The sequence below is a fragment of the Pseudomonas abietaniphila genome, assembly GCF_039697315.1.
Lineage (GTDB): Bacteria > Pseudomonadota > Gammaproteobacteria > Pseudomonadales > Pseudomonadaceae > Aquipseudomonas > Aquipseudomonas abietaniphila_B.
In genome coordinates, this window is record NZ_CP155619.1 from 1,609,147 (window position 1) to 1,633,129 (window position 23,983).

The 23,983-nt window shown below is 59.9% G+C and carries 15 protein-coding genes; 7 read left to right on the top strand and 8 right to left on the bottom strand.

All coding sequences use genetic code 11. The annotated features are described in order from the left end of the window. Nucleotides 1-88: 88 nt before the first annotated feature. The 3 genes from hrpA to fadD2 form a co-directional block, all read right to left on the bottom strand. Nucleotides 89-4,000: an ATP-dependent RNA helicase HrpA gene (gene hrpA, locus ABDX87_RS07185; protein WP_346832253.1), complete on the bottom strand. Its 3,912-nt coding sequence runs from the start codon at nt 3,998-4,000 to the stop codon at nt 89-91. A gap of 368 nt (nt 4,001-4,368) precedes the next feature. Then, nucleotides 4,369-6,066, bottom strand: a complete 1,698-nt coding sequence (gene fadD1 / locus ABDX87_RS07190) for a long-chain-fatty-acid--CoA ligase FadD1 (protein ID WP_346832254.1) — start codon at nt 6,064-6,066, stop codon at nt 4,369-4,371. A 396-nt stretch (nt 6,067-6,462) separates the two neighbouring features. After that, the gene (fadD2, locus tag ABDX87_RS07195; RefSeq protein ID WP_346832255.1) at nt 6,463-8,151 is read right to left on the bottom strand and encodes a long-chain-fatty-acid--CoA ligase FadD2; all 1,689 of its coding nucleotides are present in this window, start codon (nt 8,149-8,151) and stop codon (nt 6,463-6,465) included. Between the two features lie 212 nt (nt 8,152-8,363). On the opposite strand from fadD2, the gene ABDX87_RS07200 reads away from it, so the two are divergent. Next, nucleotides 8,364-9,308, top strand: coding sequence for an alpha/beta hydrolase (locus tag ABDX87_RS07200; protein WP_346832256.1), 945 nt, complete (start codon nt 8,364-8,366; stop codon nt 9,306-9,308). A 57-nt stretch (nt 9,309-9,365) separates the two neighbouring features. After that, nucleotides 9,366-9,836: a MaoC family dehydratase gene (locus ABDX87_RS07205; protein WP_346832257.1), complete on the top strand. Its 471-nt coding sequence runs from the start codon at nt 9,366-9,368 to the stop codon at nt 9,834-9,836. 977 nt (nt 9,837-10,813) lie between these two features. On the opposite strand, the gene ccoM is transcribed toward ABDX87_RS07205, so the two are convergent. From ccoM to ABDX87_RS07220, 3 genes are all read right to left on the bottom strand, one after another. After that, a complete protein-coding gene (gene ccoM, locus ABDX87_RS07210) occupies nt 10,814-10,933 on the bottom strand; it encodes a cytochrome c oxidase subunit CcoM (RefSeq protein ID WP_346832258.1) in 120 nt (39 codons plus the stop codon). Nucleotides 10,934-11,065: 132 nt separating this feature from the next. Next, nucleotides 11,066-11,227, bottom strand: coding sequence for a hypothetical protein (locus ABDX87_RS07215; protein WP_346832259.1), 162 nt, complete (start codon nt 11,225-11,227; stop codon nt 11,066-11,068). Between the two features lie 66 nt (nt 11,228-11,293). Continuing rightward, the gene (locus tag ABDX87_RS07220; protein WP_346832260.1) at nt 11,294-11,668 is read right to left on the bottom strand and encodes an aspartate-semialdehyde dehydrogenase; all 375 of its coding nucleotides are present in this window, start codon (nt 11,666-11,668) and stop codon (nt 11,294-11,296) included. 206 nt (nt 11,669-11,874) lie between these two features. Between ABDX87_RS07220 and rapA the strand changes: the two genes are divergently transcribed. Continuing rightward, the gene (gene rapA / locus ABDX87_RS07225) at nt 11,875-14,721 is read left to right on the top strand and encodes an RNA polymerase-associated protein RapA (RefSeq protein WP_346832261.1); all 2,847 of its coding nucleotides are present in this window, start codon (nt 11,875-11,877) and stop codon (nt 14,719-14,721) included. 193 nt (nt 14,722-14,914) lie between these two features. Here the strand turns inward: rapA and ABDX87_RS07230 are convergent, their stop codons facing one another. After that, nucleotides 14,915-16,270: a spinster family MFS transporter gene (locus ABDX87_RS07230; RefSeq protein ID WP_346832262.1), complete on the bottom strand. Its 1,356-nt coding sequence runs from the start codon at nt 16,268-16,270 to the stop codon at nt 14,915-14,917. 279 nt (nt 16,271-16,549) lie between these two features. Between ABDX87_RS07230 and ABDX87_RS07235 the strand changes: the two genes are divergently transcribed. From ABDX87_RS07235 to ABDX87_RS07245, 3 genes are all read left to right on the top strand, one after another. Then, complete coding sequence (locus ABDX87_RS07235; RefSeq protein WP_346832263.1) at nt 16,550-16,939, top strand: YkgJ family cysteine cluster protein; 390 nt, start codon at nt 16,550-16,552, stop codon at nt 16,937-16,939. A 147-nt stretch (nt 16,940-17,086) separates the two neighbouring features. Further along, nucleotides 17,087-19,390 (top strand): putative bifunctional diguanylate cyclase/phosphodiesterase, encoded by a 2,304-nt coding sequence (locus ABDX87_RS07240; RefSeq protein ID WP_346832264.1) that lies wholly within the window; start codon nt 17,087-17,089, stop codon nt 19,388-19,390. Between the two features lie 204 nt (nt 19,391-19,594). After that, on the top strand, nt 19,595-21,781 hold the full coding sequence (locus ABDX87_RS07245) for a hypothetical protein (protein ID WP_346832265.1): 2,187 nt from the start codon (nt 19,595-19,597) through the stop codon (nt 21,779-21,781). A 380-nt stretch (nt 21,782-22,161) separates the two neighbouring features. Here ABDX87_RS07245 and ABDX87_RS07250 read toward each other — a convergent pair whose 3' ends face one another. Then, entirely contained in the window at nt 22,162-22,461 is a 300-nt protein-coding gene (locus ABDX87_RS07250; protein ID WP_346832266.1) for a DUF2288 domain-containing protein, read from the bottom strand. A 328-nt stretch (nt 22,462-22,789) separates the two neighbouring features. On the opposite strand from ABDX87_RS07250, the gene ABDX87_RS07255 reads away from it, so the two are divergent. Beyond that, the gene (locus tag ABDX87_RS07255) at nt 22,790-23,917 is read left to right on the top strand and encodes a branched-chain amino acid ABC transporter substrate-binding protein (protein ID WP_346832267.1); all 1,128 of its coding nucleotides are present in this window, start codon (nt 22,790-22,792) and stop codon (nt 23,915-23,917) included. Nucleotides 23,918-23,983 lie beyond the last annotated feature (66 nt).

A 23,983-nucleotide genomic window follows, 5' to 3' on the forward strand; every position in this document is an offset into this window, starting at 1 on the left:
TGCCGCCCGCACTATTTTTCGCGAATGAATCCGCTCCCACAGAGGTAAGGAGTTCCGGCCCAGACAGTCAAGCCGCAGGTGGAGGGGATCACCCCTCCACCTGACTCCATTGCTTGCTCAGGCGCTTGTCGGAAATCGGCACCTTGGTCCCCAGTTGCTGGGCGAACAGCGACACGCGGTATTCCTCCAGCCACCAGCGGTAGACCACCAGTTCGTCATCGCGCTTGCCTTCCTGCGCGTGCTTGTCGGCGCGGGTCTGGTATTGCGCCCAGAGGTTGCCCAGTTCAATGCTCCAGACCCGGTCTTTCTGCACCTGGCTGCCCAGCTTCTCAAGCCGTAGCTCGATGGCCTTCAGGTAACGCGGCAACTCCTTGAGCCACTGCGCCGGGGTTTCGCGCACGAAGCCGGGGTACACCAGCTTGCCCAACTGCCCTTTGATGTCATTCAGGGCGACGGCCTGGGCCAGATCGATCTTGCCCTTGAAGCGCTTCTGCAGACCGTGCCAGAGCTTGAGGATCTCCAGCGTCAGTTTCGCCAGACGCTCGGCGTGCTCGGTCAGACTGCCGCGCTTGCGCTCGGCCAACGACAAGAGGCCTGCACCGTCACGCGGCAAGCTGGCTTCACCTTCCAGAATGCAGGTGTCCAGGCTCGCCAGCAGAATGTCTTCGACCAACGCATCGACCCGGCCCATGTCGCGGTACAGCAGCGCCAGCTCGGTCTGCCCCGGCAATTTGCTGCGCAGGAACTTCGCAGGCTCCGCCAGTTGTTGCAGCAACAGACGCTGCAACGCACGGCGATGTTGATACTCGGCCTCGGTCTGCGTCGAGAAGCGCCCTTCCTTGACCGTACCGCCCTCCTCCACCAACGCCGGGTACACCGTCATCGAGAGGCCGGCGATCTTCTGTTGAGTCTTTTCCGCGACCGGCGCAAAGCCCTTGGCTTCGACCGGTTGCTGGCTCTTCTCGGTTTGCGGCACGGCCAGGGCCGCCTGCCCGGCTTCGGCAAAGCGCGCGGTGAGTTCATCCAGATCGCGGCCTTCGCCGAGAAACTTGCCGTTGGCGTCGACCACCTCAAGGTTCATTTTCAGGTGATCTTCCACCTGTTGCGCCGCCTCGGCCCACGCCTCGTCGGTGACACGCGCACCGGTCATGCGCAGCAACTCACGCCCTAACGCCTGAGGCAGCGACCCTTCAGCGAACACCATGCGCTGCAAGGCGGCCTTGACGAAATCCGGCACCGGCACGAAATTCTTGCGCAGCGCCTTGGGCAAGTTACGCACCAGGGCGACACACTTGGTTTCCAGCAGGCCCGGCACCAGCCACTCCAGACGCTCTGCCGGCAATGACAGCAGCAACGGCGCAGGCACGCGCAATGTCACCCCGTCACGGGGGTGATTGGGTTCGAAGTGGTAGGTCAGCGGCAAGGTCAGTTCACCTAACCGCAACGTGTCCGGGTATTGATTGGCCGTGACCTCGCTGGCTTCACGGGCGAGGACATCTTCCTCGCGCATGATCAGCAACTGCGGGTTCTTCTGGCTCTCCATCCGGTACCAGGCGTCGAACGTCGCGGTCTGGTGAATCTCGGCAGGCAGGCGCTCGTCGTAGAAACGGAACAGGGTTTCTTCGTCGGCCAGAATGTCGCGACGGCGGGCCTTGGCCTCCAGCTCGTCGAGCTCTTCGAGCAACCTGGCGTTGGCGCTCAGGCACTTGGCACGCGACTGAATCTCGCCACGCACCAGGCCTTCTCGGATGAAGAACTCGCGCGACACCACCGGATCGATCGGTCCGAAATGCACAGGACGGCGCCCGACCACGATCAGCCCGAACAGGGTGATCTGCTCAAAGGCCACGACCTGACCACGCTTCTTCTCCCAGTGCGGTTCGAAGTGGTTTTTCTTGACCAGATGCCCGGCCAGCGGCTCGATCCAGTCGGGTTCGATCTTCGCCACCATGCGCGCATACAGCTTGGTGGTTTCGACCAGCTCCGCCGCCATGATCCACTGCGGGCGCTTCCGGCCCAGCCCGGACGACGGGTGCACCCAGAAACGCCGTTGGCGCGCGCCCAGGTAGTCGCCCTCTTCGGTTTTCTGTCCGATCTGACTGAGCAGACCGGAAAGCACCGCTTTGTGGAATTTCGGGAAGTCAGCCGGCTCTTTATTGACCGTCAACTGCAGGTCACGGCAGATCAGGCTCAATTGACGATGGGAGTCGCGCCATTCGCGCAGACGCAGGTAATTAAGGAAATTGCGGCGACACCAGTTGCGCAGCGGACTGGCCGTCAGCGCCTGGCGCTGCTCCTCGAAACCGCGCCACAGATTGACCAGCCCGGCGAAGTCCGAGTCCTGATCCTTCCACTGTGCGTGCGCTTGATCGGCGGCCTGCTGACGCTCCGGCGGACGCTCGCGCGGATCCTGAATCGACATGGCGCTGGCGACGATCAGCACTTCCTGCAGGCTGCCCTGTTTGGCGGCTTCCAGCAGCATGCGGCCCATGCGCGGGTCCACCGGCAAGCGCGCCAACTGGCGACCCAACGGGGTCAGCTGGTTTTCGCGATTGACCGCCGACAGCTCCTGCAAAAGGTTGAACCCGTCGCTGATGGCCTTGCCGTCCGGCGGTTCGATGAACGGAAAGTCGGTGATCTCGCCCAGACGCAAATGCAGCATCTGCAGAATCACCGCCGCCAGGTTGGTGCGCAGGATTTCCGGATCGGTGAACTCAGGGCGCGAGAGGAAATCCTCTTCGCTGTACAGGCGCACGCACAGGCCCGGCTCAACGCGACCGCACCGGCCTTTTCGCTGATTGGCGCTGGCCTGGGAAACCGCTTCGATGGGCAGACGCTGAACCTTGGCGCGATAGCTGTAGCGGCTGATGCGCGCGGTGCCGGTGTCGATCACGTAGCGAATGCCCGGGACGGTCAGCGACGTTTCAGCCACGTTGGTGGCCAGCACCACCCGACGGCCCGGATGCGACTGGAAGATCCGCTGCTGTTCGGCCGGCGACAGGCGCGCGTACAACGGCAGAATTTCAGTGTGTTTGAGCTGGGCCTTGCGCAGCATCTCGGCCGCGTCACGGATCTCGCGCTCACCCGGCAGGAATACCAGCACATCCCCCGGCGACTTGCGTTCGCTGCGTTCGAATGCCGCCAACTCATCCAGGGTCGCGAGAATGGCCTGATCGACAGTCAGGTCGTCTTCGACGCTGTTACCCTCTTCGTCCTGTTCAGAGGTCAGCGGGCGATACCAGGTTTCTACCGGGAAGGTCCGGCCCGAGACTTCAATCACGGGCGCCTTGTCGAAGTGCTCGGAGAAGCGCTCCAGATCGATGGTCGCCGAGGTGATGATGACTTTCAGGTCAGGACGGCGCGGCAGCAGGGTTTTCAGATAACCGAGCAGGAAGTCGATGTTCAGGCTGCGTTCGTGGGCTTCGTCGACGATGATCGTGTCGTAGCGCTCAAGAAAACGGTCGTGCTGGGTTTCGGCCAGCAGGATGCCGTCCGTCATCAGCTTGATCAGGGTGTTGCTGTCGCTCTGGTCCTCGAAGCGCACCTGATAACCGACCAGTGCCCCGAGCGGCGTGCCGATCTCTTCGGCGACCCGGCTGGCGACGCTGCGTGCAGCGATTCGACGCGGCTGGGTATGACCGATCAGCCCGTGCTGGCCACGACCGATCTCCAGGCAGATTTTCGGCAGCTGGGTGGTTTTACCCGAACCGGTTTCGCCGGCGATGATCAGCACTTGGTGCTTGAGCAACGCGTCCTTGATCTCGTCGCGCTTGGCGGCGATGGGCAGGTTCTCGTCGTAGCGGATCGTCGGCACGCTTTGCTTGCGGCTGACCACTTGAGCGCACGACGCCTGGACACGCTCGACCCATTGCGCAAGCTTCGCCTCGTCGGGCTTCTTGCGCAGTTCGTGCAACTGGCGACGCAGGCGATGACGATCACTGATCATCGCGTGGTCGAGGTTTTTATACAGTTGGTCGATGGCGGTCGATTCGTCGGTCATCAGGGCGCGAAGTCTTTTCTATCTGAATGCAGGGCGCGGATTGTCGCAGATTTATCCACGATCATGCACAACCCTGTGCTCGCGAACGCGGCAGGTCGGATACGGCAGCTGTGAATGACCCACCGCATTCGCGGCCGTCGTAACCTCCGACTGCTCCTACAGGTCGTGCAGCGTTTCAGGGGTTCTTTCACCTCAGACCTGTGGGAGCGAGCTCGCTCGCGAAGGCTGCATGCCTGGCGCAGAAGGTGTGTCGGATGTAACAGCCTCTTCGTGAGCAAGCTCACTCCCACAGGCTTCACGTTTTCAGGAGGACCCGCGTAAAACGACAAACCCCACACGATGGCGGGGTCTGTCGGTATTGCCGTGAATCAGGCCGGCTTCTTCAACGCCAGCTTCTTCAGCTCTTCATCACGCAACTCGCGGCGCAGGATCTTGCCGACATTGGTGGTCGGCAGTGCGTCGCGGAATTCCACGCTGCGCGGGACTTTGTAGGCGGTGACGTTGGCGCGCATGTGTTCCATGACCTGCTCCTTGGCCAGCGTCGCACCCGGTTTCACGACCACGAAGATCTTAATCGCCTCGCCCGACTTCTCGTCCGGCACGCCGATGGCCGCGCACTGCAACACGCCCGGCAAGGTTGCCAGCACGTCTTCCAGTTCGTTCGGGTAGACGTTGAAGCCCGACACCAGGATCATGTCTTTCTTGCGATCGACGATGCGCATGTAGCCGTCTGGCTGAATCACCGCGATATCACCGGTCTTCAACCAGCCTTCGGCGTCGAGCATCTCATCGGTGGCTTCCTGACGCTGCCAGTAGCCCTTCATCACCTGAGGGCCTTTGACGCAAAGTTCGCCGACTTCACCGAGCGGCAACTCTTCGCCCGCGTCGTTGATGGTCTTGCACAGCGTCGACGGCACGGGAATGCCGATGGTGCCCATCTGGATTTTCTGGATCGGGTTGACCGTCGCCACCGGGCTGGTTTCGGTCATGCCGTAACCCTCGCAGATGGAGCAACCGGTCACCTCTTTCCAGCGTTCGGCCGCCGCTTGTTGCAGGGCCATGCCGCCCGACAGGGTGACTTTCAGCGAGGAGAAATCCAGGTTGCGGAAGTCGGCGTTGTTGCACAGAGCCACAAACAGCGTGTTCAGACCGACGAAGCCGCTGAACTTCCACTTCGACAACTCCTTGACCATCGCCGACAAGTCACGCGGGTTGCTGATCAGGATGTTGTGGTTGCCGATCAACATCATCGACATGCAGTGAAAAGTGAACGCATAGATGTGATACAGCGGCAGCGGCGTGATCAGAATCTCCGTGCCTTCGTTCAGGTTGGAGCCCATCAGCGCCTTGCACTGCAGCATGTTGGCGATCAGATTACGGTGGGTCAGCATGGCGCCCTTGGCCACACCCGTCGTGCCGCCGGTGTATTGCAGGACCGCGACGTCGCTGCCTTTCGGCGATGCATCGTTGACCGCCTTGCCGTGCCCCATCGCCAACACGTCGTTGAACTTGACGGCTTTGGGCAGGTGAAACGGCGGCACCATCTTTTTCACGTACTTGATGACGCTGTTGACCAACAGGCGCTTGAGCGGCGGCAGCAGGTCGGCGACTTCGGTGACGATGACGTGCTTGACGCCGGTCTTGGGCACGACCTTTTCAGCGAGGTGCGCCATGTTCGCCAGGCAGACCAGGGCCTTGGCGCCGGAGTCGTTGAATTGATGTTCCATCTCCCGCGCGGTGTACAGCGGGTTGGTGTTGACCACGATCAGGCCCGCGCGAATGGCGCCGAATACCGCAATCGGGTACTGCAGGACGTTTGGCAACTGCACGGCGATGCGGTCGCCCGGTTGCAGGTCGGTGTGCTGCTGAAGATAGGCGGCGAACGCACCGGACAGCGCGTACATCTCACCGTAAGTGAGTGTCTTGCCCAGGTTGCTGAACGCAGGTTTGTTGGCGAAACGCTCGCAGGACTGTTTCAATACCGCCTGAACGTTTGGATACTCGTCCGGATCGATATCGGCAGCAATGCCAGACGGATATTTATCCTTCCAGAAGTTTTCGATCATGGAAGCCGACTCCTCAGCGACAGCGTTTCTACACACCGCTTAATGCGATGATTTCTTGTGTTTGGAATGATGTAGCCACAGCTTTTTGCTTATCGACATGACAAAAAGCGGGCCGAGCGTAGCAGCTTTGCCAAAGGCCGACTAGAGCCAATAGCGGCCCACACAGTCACAAAAATGACTCTTGAATAGTTAAACGTCACGTTTAGAGCAATGAACCTAAATGTCGGAAACGCCCCCCTGATTGTAGGAGCGCGCTTGCCCGCGAATGCGTCGGAACATCCGACATAATCGTCGACTGACACACAGCATTTGCGGGCAAGCGCGCTCCTGCTCAGGTTTTATGCACCAATAAAAAACGGCGTGTTTCTCAACACGCCGTTTCTGTTTATAGCCGCTTCACGCGATGTCGCGCAGTTCTCTTCGCAGGATCTTGCCCACGGGGGTCATGGGCAGAGACTCGCGCAGCACGATGTGCTTGGGGATCTTGTAGCCGGTGAAGTTCTCTTTGCAGTACGCCTTGAGCTCTTCGTACGTGAGGCTCGAATCCCTCGGTACCACGAACAGTTTCACCGCTTCGCCCGAGCGCTCGTCCGGCACCCCGATCACCGCGCAGTTCGCGACTTTCGGGTGACGCGAGACGACGTCTTCAATTTCGTTGGGGTAGACGTTGAAACCCGAAACGATGATCAGGTCTTTCTTGCGGTCGACGATGCGAATGAAACCGTCCGGATCGATGACCGCAATGTCCCCGGTCTTGAGCCAGCCTTCGCTGTCCAGCACTTCGGCGGTGGCATCAGGCTTGTGCCAGTAACCGAGCATGATCTGCGGCCCCTTCAGGCACAGCTCGCCGCGTTCGCCGACGGGCAACTCAACGCCTTCATCGTCAATGATCTTGGCCGTGGTCCCCGGCACCGGCATACCGACCGTGCCCAGTTTCGACAGGTTGCCATACGGGTTGGCCGTGGCGACCGGCGAGGTTTCGGTCAGGCCGTAACCCTCTACGATCGGGCAGCCCGTGAGCTGCAACCAGCGTTCGGCCGTGGCCTTCACCAGGGCAGTACCCCCGGAGTTGGTGAGCCGCAGGCTGGAGAAATCCAGCGTCTTGAAGTCCGGATGGTCCATCAATGCGACGAACAACGTGTTGAGGCCAAGCATCGCGGAGAACTTCCACTTTTTCAGCTCTTTGATGAAGCCACCGATGTCACGCGGGTTGGTGATCAGCAGGTTGTGGTTGCCGCTGACCATCATGCACATGCAATTACAGGTGAAGGCATAGATGTGATACATCGGCAGCGGCGCGACCATGACCTCGCTGCCTTGTTTGAAGATCGGCAAACCGTCCGGACCGTGCTGGAGCATGCAGGCGTAAACCTGTTGCATGTTGGCGACCAGATTGCCGTGAGTCAGCATCGCGCCTTTTGGCGATCCGGTGGTGCCGCCGGTGTATTGCAGAACGGCGATGTCTTCCAGGTCCAGTTGAACGCGTTGCAGGTGATCGCCCCGCCCCAGCTTGAGCACGCTCTTGAAGGACACGGCCTGCGGCAGGTCGTACTCGGGCACCATCTTCTTGACCTTCTCGACGACCGTGTTGATCAGCCAGCCTTTGGCGGCCGACTGCATGTCGCCCATCTTCACTTCGATGAGGTACTGAATGTCGGTGTCTGGCAGCACTTCCTGGACGTTCTTGCCGAAGACGTTCAGGTACACCAGCGCGCGGGCACCGGAGTCCTTGAACTGATGGCGCATTTCACGGGCGGTGTACAGCGGGTTGGTGTTGACCACGATCAACCCCGCGCGCATGGCACCGAAGACCGCGATGGGGTACTGGATCAAGTTGGGCATCTGCACGGCGATGCGGTCGCCAGGCTTGAGCTCGGTCTGCTGCTGCAGGTAACCGGCGAACGCCGCCGAGTGTCTCTCCAGCTCTGCGTAGGTCAGGGTCACGCCCATGTTGCTGTAGGCCGGACGGTCCGCGTACTTCTTGCAACTGCGCTCGAACACCTCCACCACGGATTTGTAAGCGTGCAGGTCCACCTCGGAGAGGACGCCTGCCGGGCGTTTGTCGTTCCAGAAATCAGGTTGCATGTTCTTTTTATCCTCTTACCTGAGAGTGCTGGCCCCGCGATGAAGCAGGTGCTTGCCGGACGTTAGCAGCTGCCACCAGGAAGGCAAATCGTCATCAATGACGTGAATCTTACGGGTGATCAGGCTGCCATCTGACAAGCGCTATACACTGCAATCAGGCGACCGACAGAGCGCTATTTCAAGACAAATCTTTACAGGGCCAGGGAAACGCCATGAAACACGATGCTTTTTGGCTGGACACCAGTGATCACACTCGCCTGTACGTCAATGCATGGATGCCGCTGACCAGCCCACGGGCCGTGGTCATGCTGTCTCATGGCATGGCCGAGCACAGTGGACGCTATGCCCGCCTGGCGGCGGCATTGACTGACGCGGGGTTTGCCTTGTATGCCCACGATCAACGCGGCCATGGCCGAACCGCCGCCAACGGCCTGCTCGGTCACTACGCGGACCGGGATGGCTGGAACAAAGTGGTGGGCGACCTGGCCAGCCTCAGCGCCTCGATCGGCCAGCGCCATCCGGGCGTCCCGGTATTGTTACTGGGGCACAGCATGGGCAGCTACATCGCGCAGGCGTACCTGTTGCATCACAGCGCCAGCGTTCAGGGTGCGGTGCTCAGCGGCTCGAATTTCCAGCCCGTCTCGCTTTACCGCAGCGCCGCCGTGATCGCCCGTCTGGAACGCTGGCGGCAAGGCGCTGAGGGGCGCAGTGCAATCATCGAGTTCCTGTCGTTTGGCTCATTCAACAAAGCCTTCAAACCCGTGCGCACGCCGTTCGACTGGCTCAGTCGCGATCAGGAAGAAGTCGATAAATACGTCAAAGACCCGCTCTGCGGCTTTCGTTGCACCAATCAGTTCTGGCTGGACATGCTGGGCGGGCTGCAACAAATCAGCAAGAAATCCAACCTGGCGCAGATCGATAAAAGTCTGCCGATCCTGATCATGGGCGGCGAATGTGATCCGGTGAGCGAAGGCAAGCGTCTCAAGGATCTGGCAAGTGCACTGACGGACACCGATCACGCGCTCGTTACGCTGAAACTTTACCCGCAGGCACGGCATGAAATCCTCAACGAAACCAACCGCGAGGAAGTCACTCATGATTTACTCGCCTGGCTCGAGCAGGCGCTGAGCGAACCACGACCGCGCCGAACCGAATGACCTGCCGGGATTTCAGCTCTTTATTTATTTTTCATTTTCATGTCACAGGACCGCAACATGACCGAAGTCACCAACACGCCGTACGAAGCCCTTGAAGTCGGCCAGACCGCCAGCTACAGCAAAACGGTCGAAGAGCGCCATATCCAATTGTTTGCCGAAATGTCCGGCGACCGTAACCCGGTGCACCTGGATGCGGAGTTTGCGGCCAAAAGCATGTTCAAGGACCGGATCGCTCACGGTATGTTCAGTGGCGCGTTGATCAGTGCCGCCGTGGCCTGTGAGCTGCCTGGGCCGGGCACGATTTATCTGGGTCAGCAGATGAGCTTTCAGAAGCCGGTGAAGATTGGCGATACGTTGACGGTGCGGTTGGAGATTCTGGAAAAACTGCCGAAGTTCCGCGTGCGGATTGCCACACGCGTTTTTAACCAGAACGATGAGTTGGTGGTGGATGGCGAGGCCGAGATTCTGGCGCCGCGTAAGGTGCAGACGGTGAGTCTGGCTGAGTTGCCGGCGATTACGGTTGGCTGATTTTTGGTGGCGCTGAGGGTGGGGTGCATATCCGTTAATTCGGGTGGCGCTGAGGGGGTCTGGCTAACGCCAGACCTGTTTCGCCTTCGGCGAGTTACTTTTTCAAGAGCCGGAGTGCCGGACCATCAAAAAGTAACCAAAAGGCCCTGCTCCTGGTTGGGCCCGACTTCGTCGGGTTCCTTCTCTCCGGCGACGCTCCGTGGGCCCGCCGCCATCGGCCATCCATGGCCGGGGCGGCTCTCGCGGCATCCATGCCGCTCGGCCCACTCCACGCCACCTGCGTTCAGCCTGCACCCAAGTCGCATTTGGTGGTGTCTGGACTGTCGCGTACAAGAGCACGCTGGCTGGAGCTAACGCTCCTCGCATTCTTGGTTTGTGCATCCATCTCTCGCACACCGCCCCCTAACCGTAGGAGCGTGGCTTGTGTCTGGGCCGCATCCGGACGATCTGCCGGGAACCGGCAGCTAATCCTGTGAATGCGGTTTACCTGATACTGCCAAGGTGTCCGGTTTTACTGCTGCTTCGCAGCAGATCGCGGGACGAGCCACGCTCCTACAGGGACTGCGTCAGCCTGATATTCTGCTTCTGCTCGTGCTCTTCTGCATCAATGGTCCAAACACCACAAAACGCGACTTGGGTGCAGGCCAAACGTAGACGATGCGGAGTGGGTCGAGCGGCATGGATGCCGCGAGAGCGCCGTCAGGACATGGATGTCCGTTCGGCGCGGGCCCACGGAGCGTCGTCGGAGTGCGGGAATCCGACGAAGTCGGACCTAACCAGGAGCAGGGCCTTTTTGGTTACTTTTTCGGCTCTTGGAAAAAGTGACCCGCTGTAAGAGCGGAACCACAAGTAGCCGTTACCGCAGCAACGGATATACACCCGCCGCAAGTCTCCCATCCCCACAAAAAAACACGCACAAAAAAATGGGCAACCGAAGTCGCCCAAAATGCCTTGCGTGCTCTTTTTATAAGAAAGACTCAGCGCTTGCCGCCTTTGTGGTTCGAGTCTCTCCAGATGAACAGTCCCAAGCCTGCAAAAAAGCTCAGCATCAACATCACCGTCATCACACCGGCTATCACCGCATGATCGAGAAACATAAGTGCCCCTCCTGCCGTAACCCTGTTCGATGGGTGCAGATTAACCAGAGGCGAAAAATGAAATGTTGACCCAGGTCAATGCCGCTGCGCATGACCGCGCAGCGAATACACCGGGACAATAAGAAGGGAGGTCTAGCGTTTTTTCGGCTTGCTCTTCGGCTTTTTCTTGCCCTTACCCAGCGGCATCGCCTGCTCGAAGGCCTGACGCACTTCGTTGAGCCGTTTGTCATTGAGGTCGTGAACACGCTTGGCGCGCTCGGCACTCAGGTCTACCAGTTTTTCGTCATCGCTCATGGCGTGCTGCTCTCGAATGCCCAATGGCGACAATAATGCGGAATCCCGGCGGCGCTGACCAGCACCTTAGACTTTCAAATCCACCCACAAGCCCTGACGCGGCTCGTCGTCGATGATCGGCACGACCGGGACGGTGTTGTCGGCATTCAGATAATCCCCAGGCATGGCCGGACCCGCGTGCTGAGGCTCGTTCGGGGTGTCTTCATCAAGATCGGGATGACGATCGGCGGTGCGTCGGTCACGGCGGCGCCTTTGCTGTCGGCGCTGTTCTTCGCGCAGCAGCAACTGAGCCTGCTCGGGATCGCGCTCCCCCATGTTGATCGTGGTTTCGCTGGAACTGGGCTGCACGGGCGTAACGGGCGGAATGTCCGGGGTTGGCTTGACCGGGTCCTGCTGCGCAGTCACGGGGGCTGCACTCAAGGGAATCAGCGGTGGCAGCATGGTAATGGTCTCCTGTTATCAAGCTGTCGGCAGCCGTTTCGTCGACTTGAGCCGTGAGAAGCGGAAGTTTCGACTATGTTTTTCGCAACAAGTGCCCGCACGAGGCCAGGAGCCCAATAAATACGGGCGTTTTACACAGTTAGCTTTGGCCTGGGCCGCTTGTTCCGTTAACATAGTCGGCTTTTTCAAGGCGGGAGTCAGGCAGCATGGCGCAGCAGTATCAACCGGGGCAACGCTGGATTAGCGACAGCGAAGCCGAGCTGGGTTTAGGCACCGTTCTGGCACAGGACGGCCGCTTGTTGACCGTGCTCTATCCGGCCACTGGCGACACCCGCCAGTATGCTTTGCGCAATGCGCCGCTGACGCGGGTGCGCTTCTCGCCGGGTGACACCATCACCCACTTCGAGAACTGGAAAATGACCGTACGCGAAGTCGACGACGTCGACGGCCTGCTGGTCTATCACGGTCTCAACGCGCAGAACCAGCCGGTCACCCTGCCGGAAACCCAACTGTCGAACTTCATTCAATTCCGCCTGGCCAGCGATCGCCTGTTCGCCGGGCAGATCGACCCGCTGCCCTGGTTCTCGCTGCGCTATCACACGCTGGAGCACACCAGCCGTCAGCTGCAATCCTCGCTGTGGGGCCTGGGCGGTGTTCGTGCCCAGCCTATCGCGCACCAGTTGCACATCGCCCGTGAAGTCGCCGACCGCATCGCGCCGCGTGTTTTGCTGGCCGACGAAGTGGGCCTGGGCAAGACCATCGAAGCCGGTCTGGTGATCCACCGTCAATTGCTGTCGGGCCGCGCCAGCCGCGTGCTGATCCTGGTGCCTGAAAACCTGCAGCACCAGTGGCTGGTGGAGATGCGCCGCCGCTTCAACCTGCAGGTTGCGCTGTTCGACGCCGAGCGCTTCATCGAAAGCGATGCCAGCAACCCCTTCGAAGACACCCAGCTTGCCTTGGTGTCGCTGGAGTGGCTGGTCGACGACGAGAAGGCACAGGATGCACTGTTCGCCGCTGGCTGGGACCTGCTGGTGGTCGACGAGGCCCACCACCTGGTCTGGCATGAAGAAAAGGCCAGCCCGGAATACTCGCTGGTCGAACAACTGGCCGAAGTGATTCCTGGCGTGTTGCTGCTCACCGCGACCCCGGAACAACTGGGTCAGGACAGCCACTTCGCCCGTCTGCGCCTGCTCGACCCGAACCGTTTCCACGACCTGCACGCTTTCCGCGCCGAGAGCGAAAACTATCGCCCGGTCGCCGAAGCCGTTCAGGAGCTGCTTGATCAGGGTCGTCTCTCGCCGGAAGCGCACAAGACCATTCACGGCTTCCTCGGCGCCGAAGGCGAAGCATTGCTTGGCGCCGTGGCCGATGGCGACACCGAAGCCAGCGCCCGTCTGATCCGCGAATTGCTCGACCGTCACGGCACCGGCCGCGTGCTGTTCCGTAACACCCGTGCCGCCGTGCAGGGCTTCCCGGAGCGCAAGCTGCATCCGTATCCGCTGCCGTGCCCGGCCGAATACCTCGAATTGCCGATGGGCGAGCACGCCGACCTGTACCCGGAAGTCAGCTTCCAGGCCCAGGGCGAAACCAGCGAAGAAGAACGCTGGTGGCGTTTCGACCCGCGCGTCGACTGGCTGATCGACACGCTGAAGATGCTCAAGCGCGTCAAAGTGCTGGTGATCTGCGCCCACGCCGAAACGGCCATGGATCTGGAAGACGCCCTGCGCGTGCGTTCCGGCATCCCGGCAACCGTGTTCCACGAAGGCATGAACATCCTGGAACGTGACCGTGCCGCCGCTTACTTCGCTGATGAAGAGTTCGGGGCACAGGTGCTGATCTGTTCGGAAATCGGCAGCGAAGGCCGTAACTTCCAGTTCTCCCATCACCTGGTGTTGTTCGACCTGCCTGCGCACCCGGACTTGCTGGAGCAGCGTATCGGGCGTCTGGACCGTATCGGCCAGAAACACATCATCGAACTGCACGTGCCGTACCTGGAAACCAGCCCGCAAGAGCGCCTGTTCCAGTGGTACCACGAAGCGCTCAACGCCTTCCTCAACACCTGCCCGACCGGCAACGCCCTGCAACATCAGTTCGGCCCGCGTCTGCTGCCGCAGCTGGAAGGTGGCGACGAGGACGATTGGCAGGCGCTGGTGGCTGAAGCCCGTGCGGAGCGCGAGCGTCTGGAAAGCGAATTGCACACCGGCCGTGACCGTTTGCTGGAACTCAACTCAGGCGGTGCCGGCGAAGGCGAAGCGCTGGTCGAGGCCATCCTTGAGCAGGACGATCAGTTCACCTTGCCGATCTACATGGAAACCCTGTTCGACGCCTTCGGCATCGACAGCGAAGACCATTCGGAAAATGCCCTGATCCTCAAGCCGAGCGAGAAGATGCTCGACGCCAGCTTCCCGCTGGGTGACGACGAAGGCGTGACCATCACCTACGACCGCAACCAGGCGCTGTCCCGTGAAGACATGCAGTTCATCACTTGGGAACACCCGATGGTGCAAGGCGGCATGGACCTGGTGCTGTCCGGCTCGATGGGCAACACCGCTGTCGCGCTGATCAAGAACAAGGCGCTGAAACCCGGCACTGTGCTGCTTGAGCTTCTTTATGTCAGTGAAGTGGTTGCACCGCGCTCGCTGCAGCTGGGTCGTTACCTGCCACCGGCCGCCCTGCGCTGCCTGCTGGACGCCAACGGCAACGACCTGTCAGGGCGCGTGTCGTTCACGACCCTGAACGATCAGCTGGAAAGCGTTCCGCGCGCCAGCGCCAACAAGTTCATCCAGGCCCAGCGCGACGTGCTCAACCCGCAGATCACCGCCGCCGAAAGCAAGATCGCGCCCAAACATGCCGAACGCGTGGCAGAGGCACAGCGTCGACTGGCTGCCGACACCGATGAAGAGCTGGCACGTCTGACTGCTCTGCAAGCGGTCAACCCGACCGTTCGCGACAGCGAACTGACCGCGCTGCGCGAACTGCGTGAGCAAGGTCTGGCGATGCTGGACAAAGCGGCGCTGCGTCTGGAAGCGATTCGGGTGTTGGTCGCGGGTTAAACCGTCTCGCCGCAGATGATGCGGCGAATACCCATATGTAGGAGCGTGGCTTGTCCCGCGATCTGCTGCGAAGCAGCAGTAAACCCGGACACCTTGGCCGTATCCAGTAAACCGCACTCACAGGTTTTGCGACCGGTTCCCGGTCGATCGCGGGACAAGCCACGCTCCTACAGGTCCGTAGAAAACCGGAAAATCACGCCACCGACGGCTTCACCCCCTGCCCCACCGGCTCATCGGCCACCATTCCTTCGCGCATCCGCTGCGCATCGCGACTGAAGCATTTCGACGCCCGTACCAGAAACACCAGCGCCAAAAACAACGCGACCGGGATCAGGTACATCGCGTCATGCAGCCCGACCGCCTTGAACGGCTCGGTCATCTGCTCCACCTGCGCCGCGTTCATCGCCGTATGGGCAAAGTGATCCGACAGCAAACCCACCACCACCGGCCCCAGACCGCCACCCAGCAGGTACAGACCGGCAAAGAACAGCGCCATCGCCGTGGCCCGCAGCCGAGGCTGCACAACGTCCTGAATCGCGGTGTAAACGCAGGTATAGAAGTTGTAGGAAAACAACCAGCCAACGCTGAACACGCCCACAAATACGCCGATCTCGATACGCCCGGCGTGCAGGGCATAGCCGGTGCAGAGACTCGCGACGGCCATGCTCAACGCCGCGAACAGGAGTCGGCCGTTGGCGAAGCGTTGATGCAGTTTGTCAGCGATCCAGCCACCCGCGGTCAAACCCACCAGCCCGGTCACACCGACGATGATCCCCGTCGCCATCGCGGCGTCCTGCAACGGCAGCAGGAAATACCGTTGCAGCATCGGCACCATGAACGAGTTGCAGGCGTAGGTTGAAAAGTTGAAGGCAAGACCCGCCAGCACCAGCCAGCGGAACGTTGGGATCGACAACACGCGACGGATCGGCCGGTCGATCTTTTCCTGCGACATCGCCACGTTTTCCGCCGCCCCGCGTGCGGGCTCGCGGATGAAGAACATGAACACCGCCAGCAGCAACCCCGGTACGGCGGCAATGAAGAACGGCGCGCGCCAACTGTCGAACGCCTTGACCATCGCCCCGATGGTAAAGAACGCCAGTAACAAGCCCAACGGCAGGCCGAGCATAAAGATACCCATCGCCCGCGCCCGCTTGTGCGCCGGGAACAGGTCGCCGATCAGAGAGTTGGCCGCCGGCGCGTAGCTCGCTTCGCCAATGCCGACGCCCATGCGCACCAACAGGAACGCCCAGAAATTGCCGACCAGGCCATTCACCGCCGTCAGGCCACTCCACACCGCCAGTCCCCAGCCCATCAGTTTACGGCGTGAACCGTTATCGGCCATGCGACCCAAGGGCAAACCCGCGATGGCGTAGACCAGGGTAAACGCCGTACCGATGATGCCCAGCTGGAAGTCGCTCAACAGCCACTCCTTGCGGATCGGCTCGATGATGATCGCGGGAATGGTGCGATCGAAGAAGTTAAACAGGTTGGCCAGAAACAGAAGGAACAGAATGCGCCATGCGTTCGCTGCCTGAGTGGAATGATCCATGTGTCGATCTCTTTATTGTTGTTTGGCCGGACACCACCAATCCGGGAAATGGAAATCTAGTCAGGGTTGTCGACCCTGTCTTTGATCATTCGCAAGGCTGATATCAGCCCATCGCAGGGGCGTTTCCACGCCGCCAGACGTCCCCCTCATGCCTGCGAATTTCAAGCGTCATACACATCCAGAAATATTTTTACGGCCTACTTCCCAGCCGCCATGGAAAGCCTAGAATAGCCAGCCGATTCATCCCCTTCCCGACTCATTCCCCCCCGGTTAATGTCCATGTCCGAAGCCAGTCCGTGCCTGAATTGTGGTGCCTGCTGTTCACACTTTCGTGTGTCTTTTTTTTGGGGTGAATGCGCGTCGGCGGGCGGAACCGTCCCCGATGAGCTGGTGAGCAGCATCAGCCCAAGCCGCGTGGCAATGTTGGGAACCGACTGCAAATCCGTGCGCTGCACTGCGCTTGAGGGCGACGTTGGAAAAGGGACGCGTTGCTCGATCTACGAACAGCGCTCCAGCACGTGCCGAGAGTTCGAGGCCTCGTGGACCGATGGCCAGCACAACCCGGACTGCGACGCTGCCCGAGCGGCATTCGGGCTGGCGGCCATTGCTCAGCCGGCCTTTTCGGAAGAGACATGGCCGGCATTGACCGATGCCGTCTGCGTGGCTTAGAACATTTCGCGATGACTGTTATTTCAAAATAGTTGGTCGTTCCGTCTCCAGACAGCTGTTTTAAAACCTGCCGCTTCTATAATTCATCGCAAAGTGCCATCAGTCGTTCCGACTGAAGTCACCCGCCGTTGACACATGGAGCGTGCTATGGATTGGCTGGGTCTGCATTTTTTACCGTCGATGCCGACGGATGGCCGGATGCTGCTGGAATGCAGCCATAACCCTCTGCTCATCGTCCTCGCTTATCTGGTCGCCTGTGCGGCCAGTTTCGCGACGCTGGACATTGCCGAGCGGGTCGGACACGTCGACAACCGTCAGGCCAGGATTCGCTGGCGGGCGTTAGGCGCGTTATGCCTGGCGGTCGGTATCTGGGCCATGCATTTCATCAGCATGCTGTCGTTTCAGACCCCGCTCGAAATGCACTACGACCTCCCGGTGACGATCGCCTCACTGGCGATCGCCCTGATCTCCGGCATGGTCGCGATGGAAGCGCTGAGTCACCCGCAGCTACGCGCGGCCCAGTACCTGTTCGCTTCGCTGTGCATCGGTCTGGGCATCACCGCCATGCACTACGTCGGCATGTCTGCGATGCGCTCGAGCGCCATGCACTATTACGAACCGGTCCGCTTCGCGGCCTCGATCGTCATCGCTGTCGCCAGCAGCCTCGCCGCGCTGGTCCTGGCCATTCATCTGCGCCAGGGCAGCGGGATGTTTCATCAGTGGCTCAAATACGGCGCAAGCCTGGTCCTCGGCGCGGGCATCGTCAGCACTCACTTTATGGGCATGTGGGCGCTGCACCTGATGGTCCCGGCGGGCATGCAGCTGCAAGGCCCTTCGACCGACAACAGCCTGCACTTGAGCCTGACCATCGCCCTGATCGTCCTGCTGATCATCGCCGGTAGCGTCAGCGCCGCGTTGGCTGATAAAAAACTTCAAGCCAAGGAACGCGACCTGCGAAGGGTCAACGCGCTGCTCAGCCAACTCGACCAGGCGCGCGTGTCCTTGCAGCAGGTCGCGCATTACGACGCGCTGACCAACCTGATCAACCGTCGCGGCTTCAACCAGATTTTCGCCGAGCGTCTGATGGAGCAGAAGTTGACGGAGGGCATGCTGGCCGTGATGTTTCTGGACATCGACCACTTCAAGCGCATCAACGACAGCCTCGGCCACGATGCCGGCGACGAACTCCTCAAGGTGATCGCCGAGCGGATTCGCAGCGCAACCCGAACCCACGATGTGGTGGCACGATTTGGCGGCGACGAGTTCTGCATCCTGATCGCGCTGCACAACACCAATGAAGCACTGCATCTGGCGCAACGGGTGATGCAGAAGATGAAAGAGCCGATCGCGTTGTCGGGGCGGCGGATGGTCATGACCACCAGCATCGGCATCAGCGTTTACCCGCAAGACGGCGACACCTCGGAAGAACTGCTCAAGCACGCCGACCTGGCGCTCTATCAGTCCAAGGGACACGGCCGCAACAGCATTCATTTCTTCAGCGACAACCTCAAGACCAAAGCCAGCCTGGAATTGCATCTGGAAGAAGAACTGCGCGCCGCGTTGCGTGAGGAAAACGGCCTTCAGCTCTACTACCAACCTATCGTCGACCTGCGCACCGGTCATGTCGCCAAGTTCGAAGCGTTGGTGCGCTGGGAGCATCCGACCCATGGACTGCTGACCCCGGATCGCTTCATCGGCATCGCCGAAAACAACGGTTTGATTGCCGAGCTGGATAATTGGGTACTGCGCCGCGCCTGTCGGGACCTGGGCCTGCTGACCGAACCCGGGTTCGAGAAGCTGGTGATTGCGGTGAACTGCTCCGCCCTGAATCTGGCGCGCGACGAACTCGTGGATGAGGTCGCCAGTGCGCTGAGCGATGCCAACGTCGCCCCTCACCGCCTGGAGCTGGAGGTGACCGAAAACGCGCTGATGGGCAACATCAGCAACACCATCGTGCTGCTCAATGGCATTCGCGCGTTGGGCGTGGGCCTGTCCATCGACGACTTCGGCACGGGCTATTCCTCCCTGGCCTATCTCAAGCGCCTTCCGCTGGACACGGTCAAGATCGACCGGTCGTTCATCATCGACATCCCGAAATCGCCGCAGGACATGGAAATCGTTCAGGCGATCATCCTCATGGCCCACACCCTGCACCTCAAGGTCGTGACCGAAGGCGTCGAAACGCCCGCGCAGCTGGAATTCCTCAGTCAGCATGGCTGCGATTACGTGCAGGGTTATCTGTTCAGTAAACCGGCGCCCCTGAGCAGCCTGAAGCCGCTGGTACAGCAGCTCAACCTGAGGCGGCCCGCGGGGCTGTGGCCCTCGACGACCATGCTCGATGCTGTGAACATGGCGGTGCAGGGACCGGGCAATCCGTTGAGCCTGACCGACAGCAGTGATCCACGCATGGCCCGTTTCTGCCAGGCCCCGCGCGTCGAACCCGCCGGATAACTGTGATCTGCCCCACAACCCCGCGACGTTGAGCCTTCGCACGCTCAAGAAAGACCGTTCGTCGCCGATCATCCGAGGGATTCCCTTAGGCAGCGCTAGGGTTAGGCCCTATCGCTCGCCGTCGATATCCCGCTGTACAGTCGGGTTTTCTTTTTGGTGATGGCGCGATGACACTTGTGCGTCATCCTTCAGGCATGGCGTGCGATGACCAATAATACCGAGGCAGCAGGCGCTGTATCCGAACTTCTGCAGACCGTACTCAGCGAGCACAGCGTGGTGCCCCAAGGGCATTACCGTCCTCAGCCTGTCCCTGCACAGTCGTACCTTTACTTCACGGAAACCGACACCGACCGCATCCTCGACAACCTCGACGGACTGCGCGACATGGTGTTTCCGCCATCGATGCATTTCGAAGAAGCGGAAAACCGCAGTGATCAACAATTTCCCTCGGTTTGCCTGATTGGCCTGGGACGTTGCGGTTCCAACATCGCCCTGGATGTCGCCGAACTGGTCTACAACGCGCGCACGTTCTACCTGAACCAACTGAACAACGACGACCGCCTGCGGGACGACAAGGGCTACAGCCCGGCTCGCTGGATTCGCAACAACCTGCGTCTGGTCCAGAACAAATCGAGCAAACCAGTGTTTCTGGTCGAACCGCTGGTGATGCTCGGCGACCTGGACAAGGACATCGCCGGGCGCATCCGCTTCTCACGCAAAGGTGAGAAAAGCGGTTTCATCAAGGACTACAGCAAGATGAAGATCATGGACCTGTCCGAGGTCCATGCAGGGGGCGCCGGTAACGCACCGATCCTGGGTCAGTACCTGGCCAAGATCATCCTCAACAAAGACACCGAGCACTTCTCCAGCGCCGACTGGAAACTGATCCACTCGTACCTGATCGACTCCTGCGGTATCAAAGCCAACCAGTCGCGCCTGTATTTCTACATCTTCAGCGCCGGCGGCGGTACGGGCTCAGGCATGGCATCGGAATTCGGCCTGGCCCAGCAGTTCTCGTACATGAACAAAACCTTCGACACCAAGCCCGCTGGCGAAAACGACGGCAAGCGCGGCCGCTCGTTCGTGTTCGAACCGATCTTCACCAGCGGCATCTGCGTGCTGCCAAACATTTCCGATCACCGCAGTGAAATGTCCGAAGCCCTGCACATCAACGCCGGTCGTCTGCTGTGCAAGTACCTCGCAGAAGAATGGGACTTCTCGTACAACTTCGAGAATGAAGACAGCAGCGAAGCCAGCGTCATGGGCCGTATCCGCCCGTGGAACGCGATGATGCTGATCTCCAACGACATCATGCGCTACGCCGAAGAAAGCGATGACGGCACCATCGAGAACATCGACGTCAACGCCATGGAGCGTCACGCCAACCAGTACATCTCACAACAGATCTTCAACATTCTAACGGCGCAAGCAGTCACCACCGACTACGACCAGAACTACTTCCGTCGGGCCGGCATCGACATCGGCGAGACCATTCGCCTGGACGCCAACGACCTGTTCATGAGCCTCGCCGGTCCGGTGGCCATTGCCTACGCCGAATCGGTGGTGCCGGAAACGCCAGTCGCGGGTTCCGACAAGCTCAAGCTGTTTGAAAAAGAGCAGCCACGCCTGGACATCGATGACCTGTTCTTCCGTTCCATCGACCTGCCGCACTTCAACAAGATGACCCAGGCCATCGAAGGCATCAGCCTGTTGCCGATCGAATCGCGCCGTTATCGCGCAGCACTGGAGCAATACAAGTCATCGGGTTACGACGCCGCCGCGCTGCACGACCTGCACTTCTTCAAGAATTGCTCGTCGGTGGTGTCGATCGTCTCGCTCCCCAAGGACTACAAGCTATCGTACATGGACCTGAACCGGCTCAAGACACACCTCAACAGCCTGTTCCCCAACACCACGCTCAAGCGTTACGCCCTGGTGATCGGCGCCTCCGCCAACCTGTCGCTGACCACGCTGATCGCGAAAAGCCCGTGCCTGTCGGATGATTTCCTGACCTTGATCGTGGCGTTCATCAAGCGCTGCTTCGCCAAACAGCCGTATCGCTTCGATGACACGCTGGATAATTCGATTCTGGATTTCATCATGAGCGAGGAATTCGACGAGGGCCGGATTGACGATCTGCTCAACGAGTATGAAAACCCGGCGAAGATCCTGGACACCAACTGGTATGCGATCAAGCCAATGTACGAGAAGAAATACCGTGAGTTGATCGATGACAAATCCCGGTTCATCTCGATCAACGACATTCGCATTTCGCGGGAGAGCGTGAAGAAAGCGGTGAAGTACCTGCGGGAGATTTACCGTCACCGGATTGGCAAGACGCGGGTGATCTCGCTGAATCAGCATACGGGGAAGACGGGGTATATGGCTTGAGATCGCTGGGTCTCGGATTGGATCGCTACATTGATGCCCTTCGGGCGCATTGGCGGGCAAGCGCGCTCCTACATTTGTTGCAACGTGCCACGGTCTGACAGACCGCGTCGGTAGCTTCTGATTGATCGTTCCCACGCTCCGCGTGGGAACGGAGCGACTGACGCTCTGCGTCAACGTGGACGCGGAGCGTCCTGGCAAGCATTCCCACGCGGAGCGTGGGAACGATCGCGCAGAAACATCAGGCTAACGCGCTCCTACGGTTGAGAGTGGAGTAATAGAGCTCATCGATGGGACTTTCCGCTACCCACCCCCATGCAACCAGTTACCGCCCTACCCACTTTGCCATCACTACTCGCACCAAATCAGCGCACCAAAATCCCTCACGCCCGTTCCTGGATCAACACCCAGGGTGCAACAACGACCGCCCACAGTGGCGGGTCGCGCTCCAGCAAGTCCAGAGCCGTTGATTCAGAGACCTTCCCGACCTCCCCCGTGCTCAGCCAGGCCGCGACTTTCGCCTCGGCGTTCTCGGCAAATGCCTCGGCGACCGCGATCAAATCCTGCGAAGGCTCGACCCACAACAGGGCACCCTTGGCAAAGAAAGGTTGCAATTCTTTCCACGTGATCGAAGCCGTTTCGCCAAGCAGTTTGGCATAGAGGGTGCTAGGTTCTTGCGTCATGGGTTTCACCGTTTGGAAAATCGGCGTAATGATACCGCCGCCTTACCGACCGACAAACCCGGATTCAAGTGATTGATTGCAGAGAACTTCGCTCAGGCCGATAGATTGAACGACCCGGTTCGTCGATAGACCGGCTTGATTGTGTATCTTTCTTTCGATTAAGCGACATCAACAGGTTTTGCCCCCTGCAGCCAGCTTTTCAAGCGCTCGACCGGCGCTCTAAACTGTTCCGGTACAGTTGCTGGGGGTGTGGCCTGGATTAATCAATCCGGTCCTGCAGCTTCTGGCCGTCAGGATTATAAAAACTACAACGCAAGAGTGGAGCATCATGACTAAGGGTATTAATCAGATTTCCAAGCTGTTTGCCGCACTGGTTCTGGCGGGGGTTGCCAGCCATTCGTTCGCAGCTGACACCATCAAGATCGGTATCGCCGGTCCCAAGACCGGTGCTGTCGCCCAATACGGCGACATGCAGTTCAGCGGCGCCAAAATGGCCATCGCTGACATCAACGCCAAAGGCGGCGTGGATGGCAAGAAACTCGAAGCCGTTGAATACGACGACGCCTGTGACCCTAAACAAGCGGTCGCAATCGCCAACAAAGTGGTCAACGACGGCGTGAAATTCGTGGTCGGCCACCTGTGCTCCAGCTCCACTCAGCCCGCGTCCGACATCTACGAAGACGAAGGCATCATCATGATCACTCCGGCTGCCACCAGCCCGGAAATCACCAACCGTGGCTACAAAATGGTGTTCCGCACCATCGGCCTGGACAGCGCACAAGGCCCGGCCGCTGGCAACTACATCGCCAAGCAGGTCAAGCCGAAGGTCGTTGCGGTCATCCACGACAAACAGCAGTACGGTGAAGGTATCGCCACTGCCGTTAAACAGACTCTGGAAAAAGACGGCGTGAAAGTCGCCCTGTTCGAAGGCATCAACGCCGGCGACAAGGACTTCTCCTCGCTGATCGCCAAAATGAAGCAAGCCAACGTCGACTTCGTCTACTACGGCGGCTACCACCCTGAGCTGGGTCTGATCCTGCGCCAGGCACAGGAAAAAGGCCTGAAAGCCGGCTTCATGGGTCCGGAAGGCGTAGGTAACGCATCCATCTCGCAGATCGCTCAGGACGCGTCCGAAGGCCTGCTGGTCACCCTGCCGAAATCCTTCGACCAGGACCCTGCCAACCAGGCACTGGTAGAAGAATTCAAAGCCAAGAAAGAAGACCCGAGCGGTCCTTTCGTGTTCCCGGCCTACGCCGCTGTTGAAGTGATCGCTGACGGCATCAAGGCCGCCAAGTCGGAAGACACCAAGAAAGTGTCTGACGCCATCCGCGCCGGCACCTTCAAGACCCCTACCGGCGATCTGTCTTTTGACGGCAAGGGTGACTTGAAAGACTTCAAATTCGTCGTTTACACCTGGCACAAAGATGGCACCAAGACTGAAGCCCCTGTGAAGTAATCACACGCCCAGTATTGCCCCAAAGCCCACTGCAACCGCAGTGGGCTTTGTTTTACGAGGGGAATG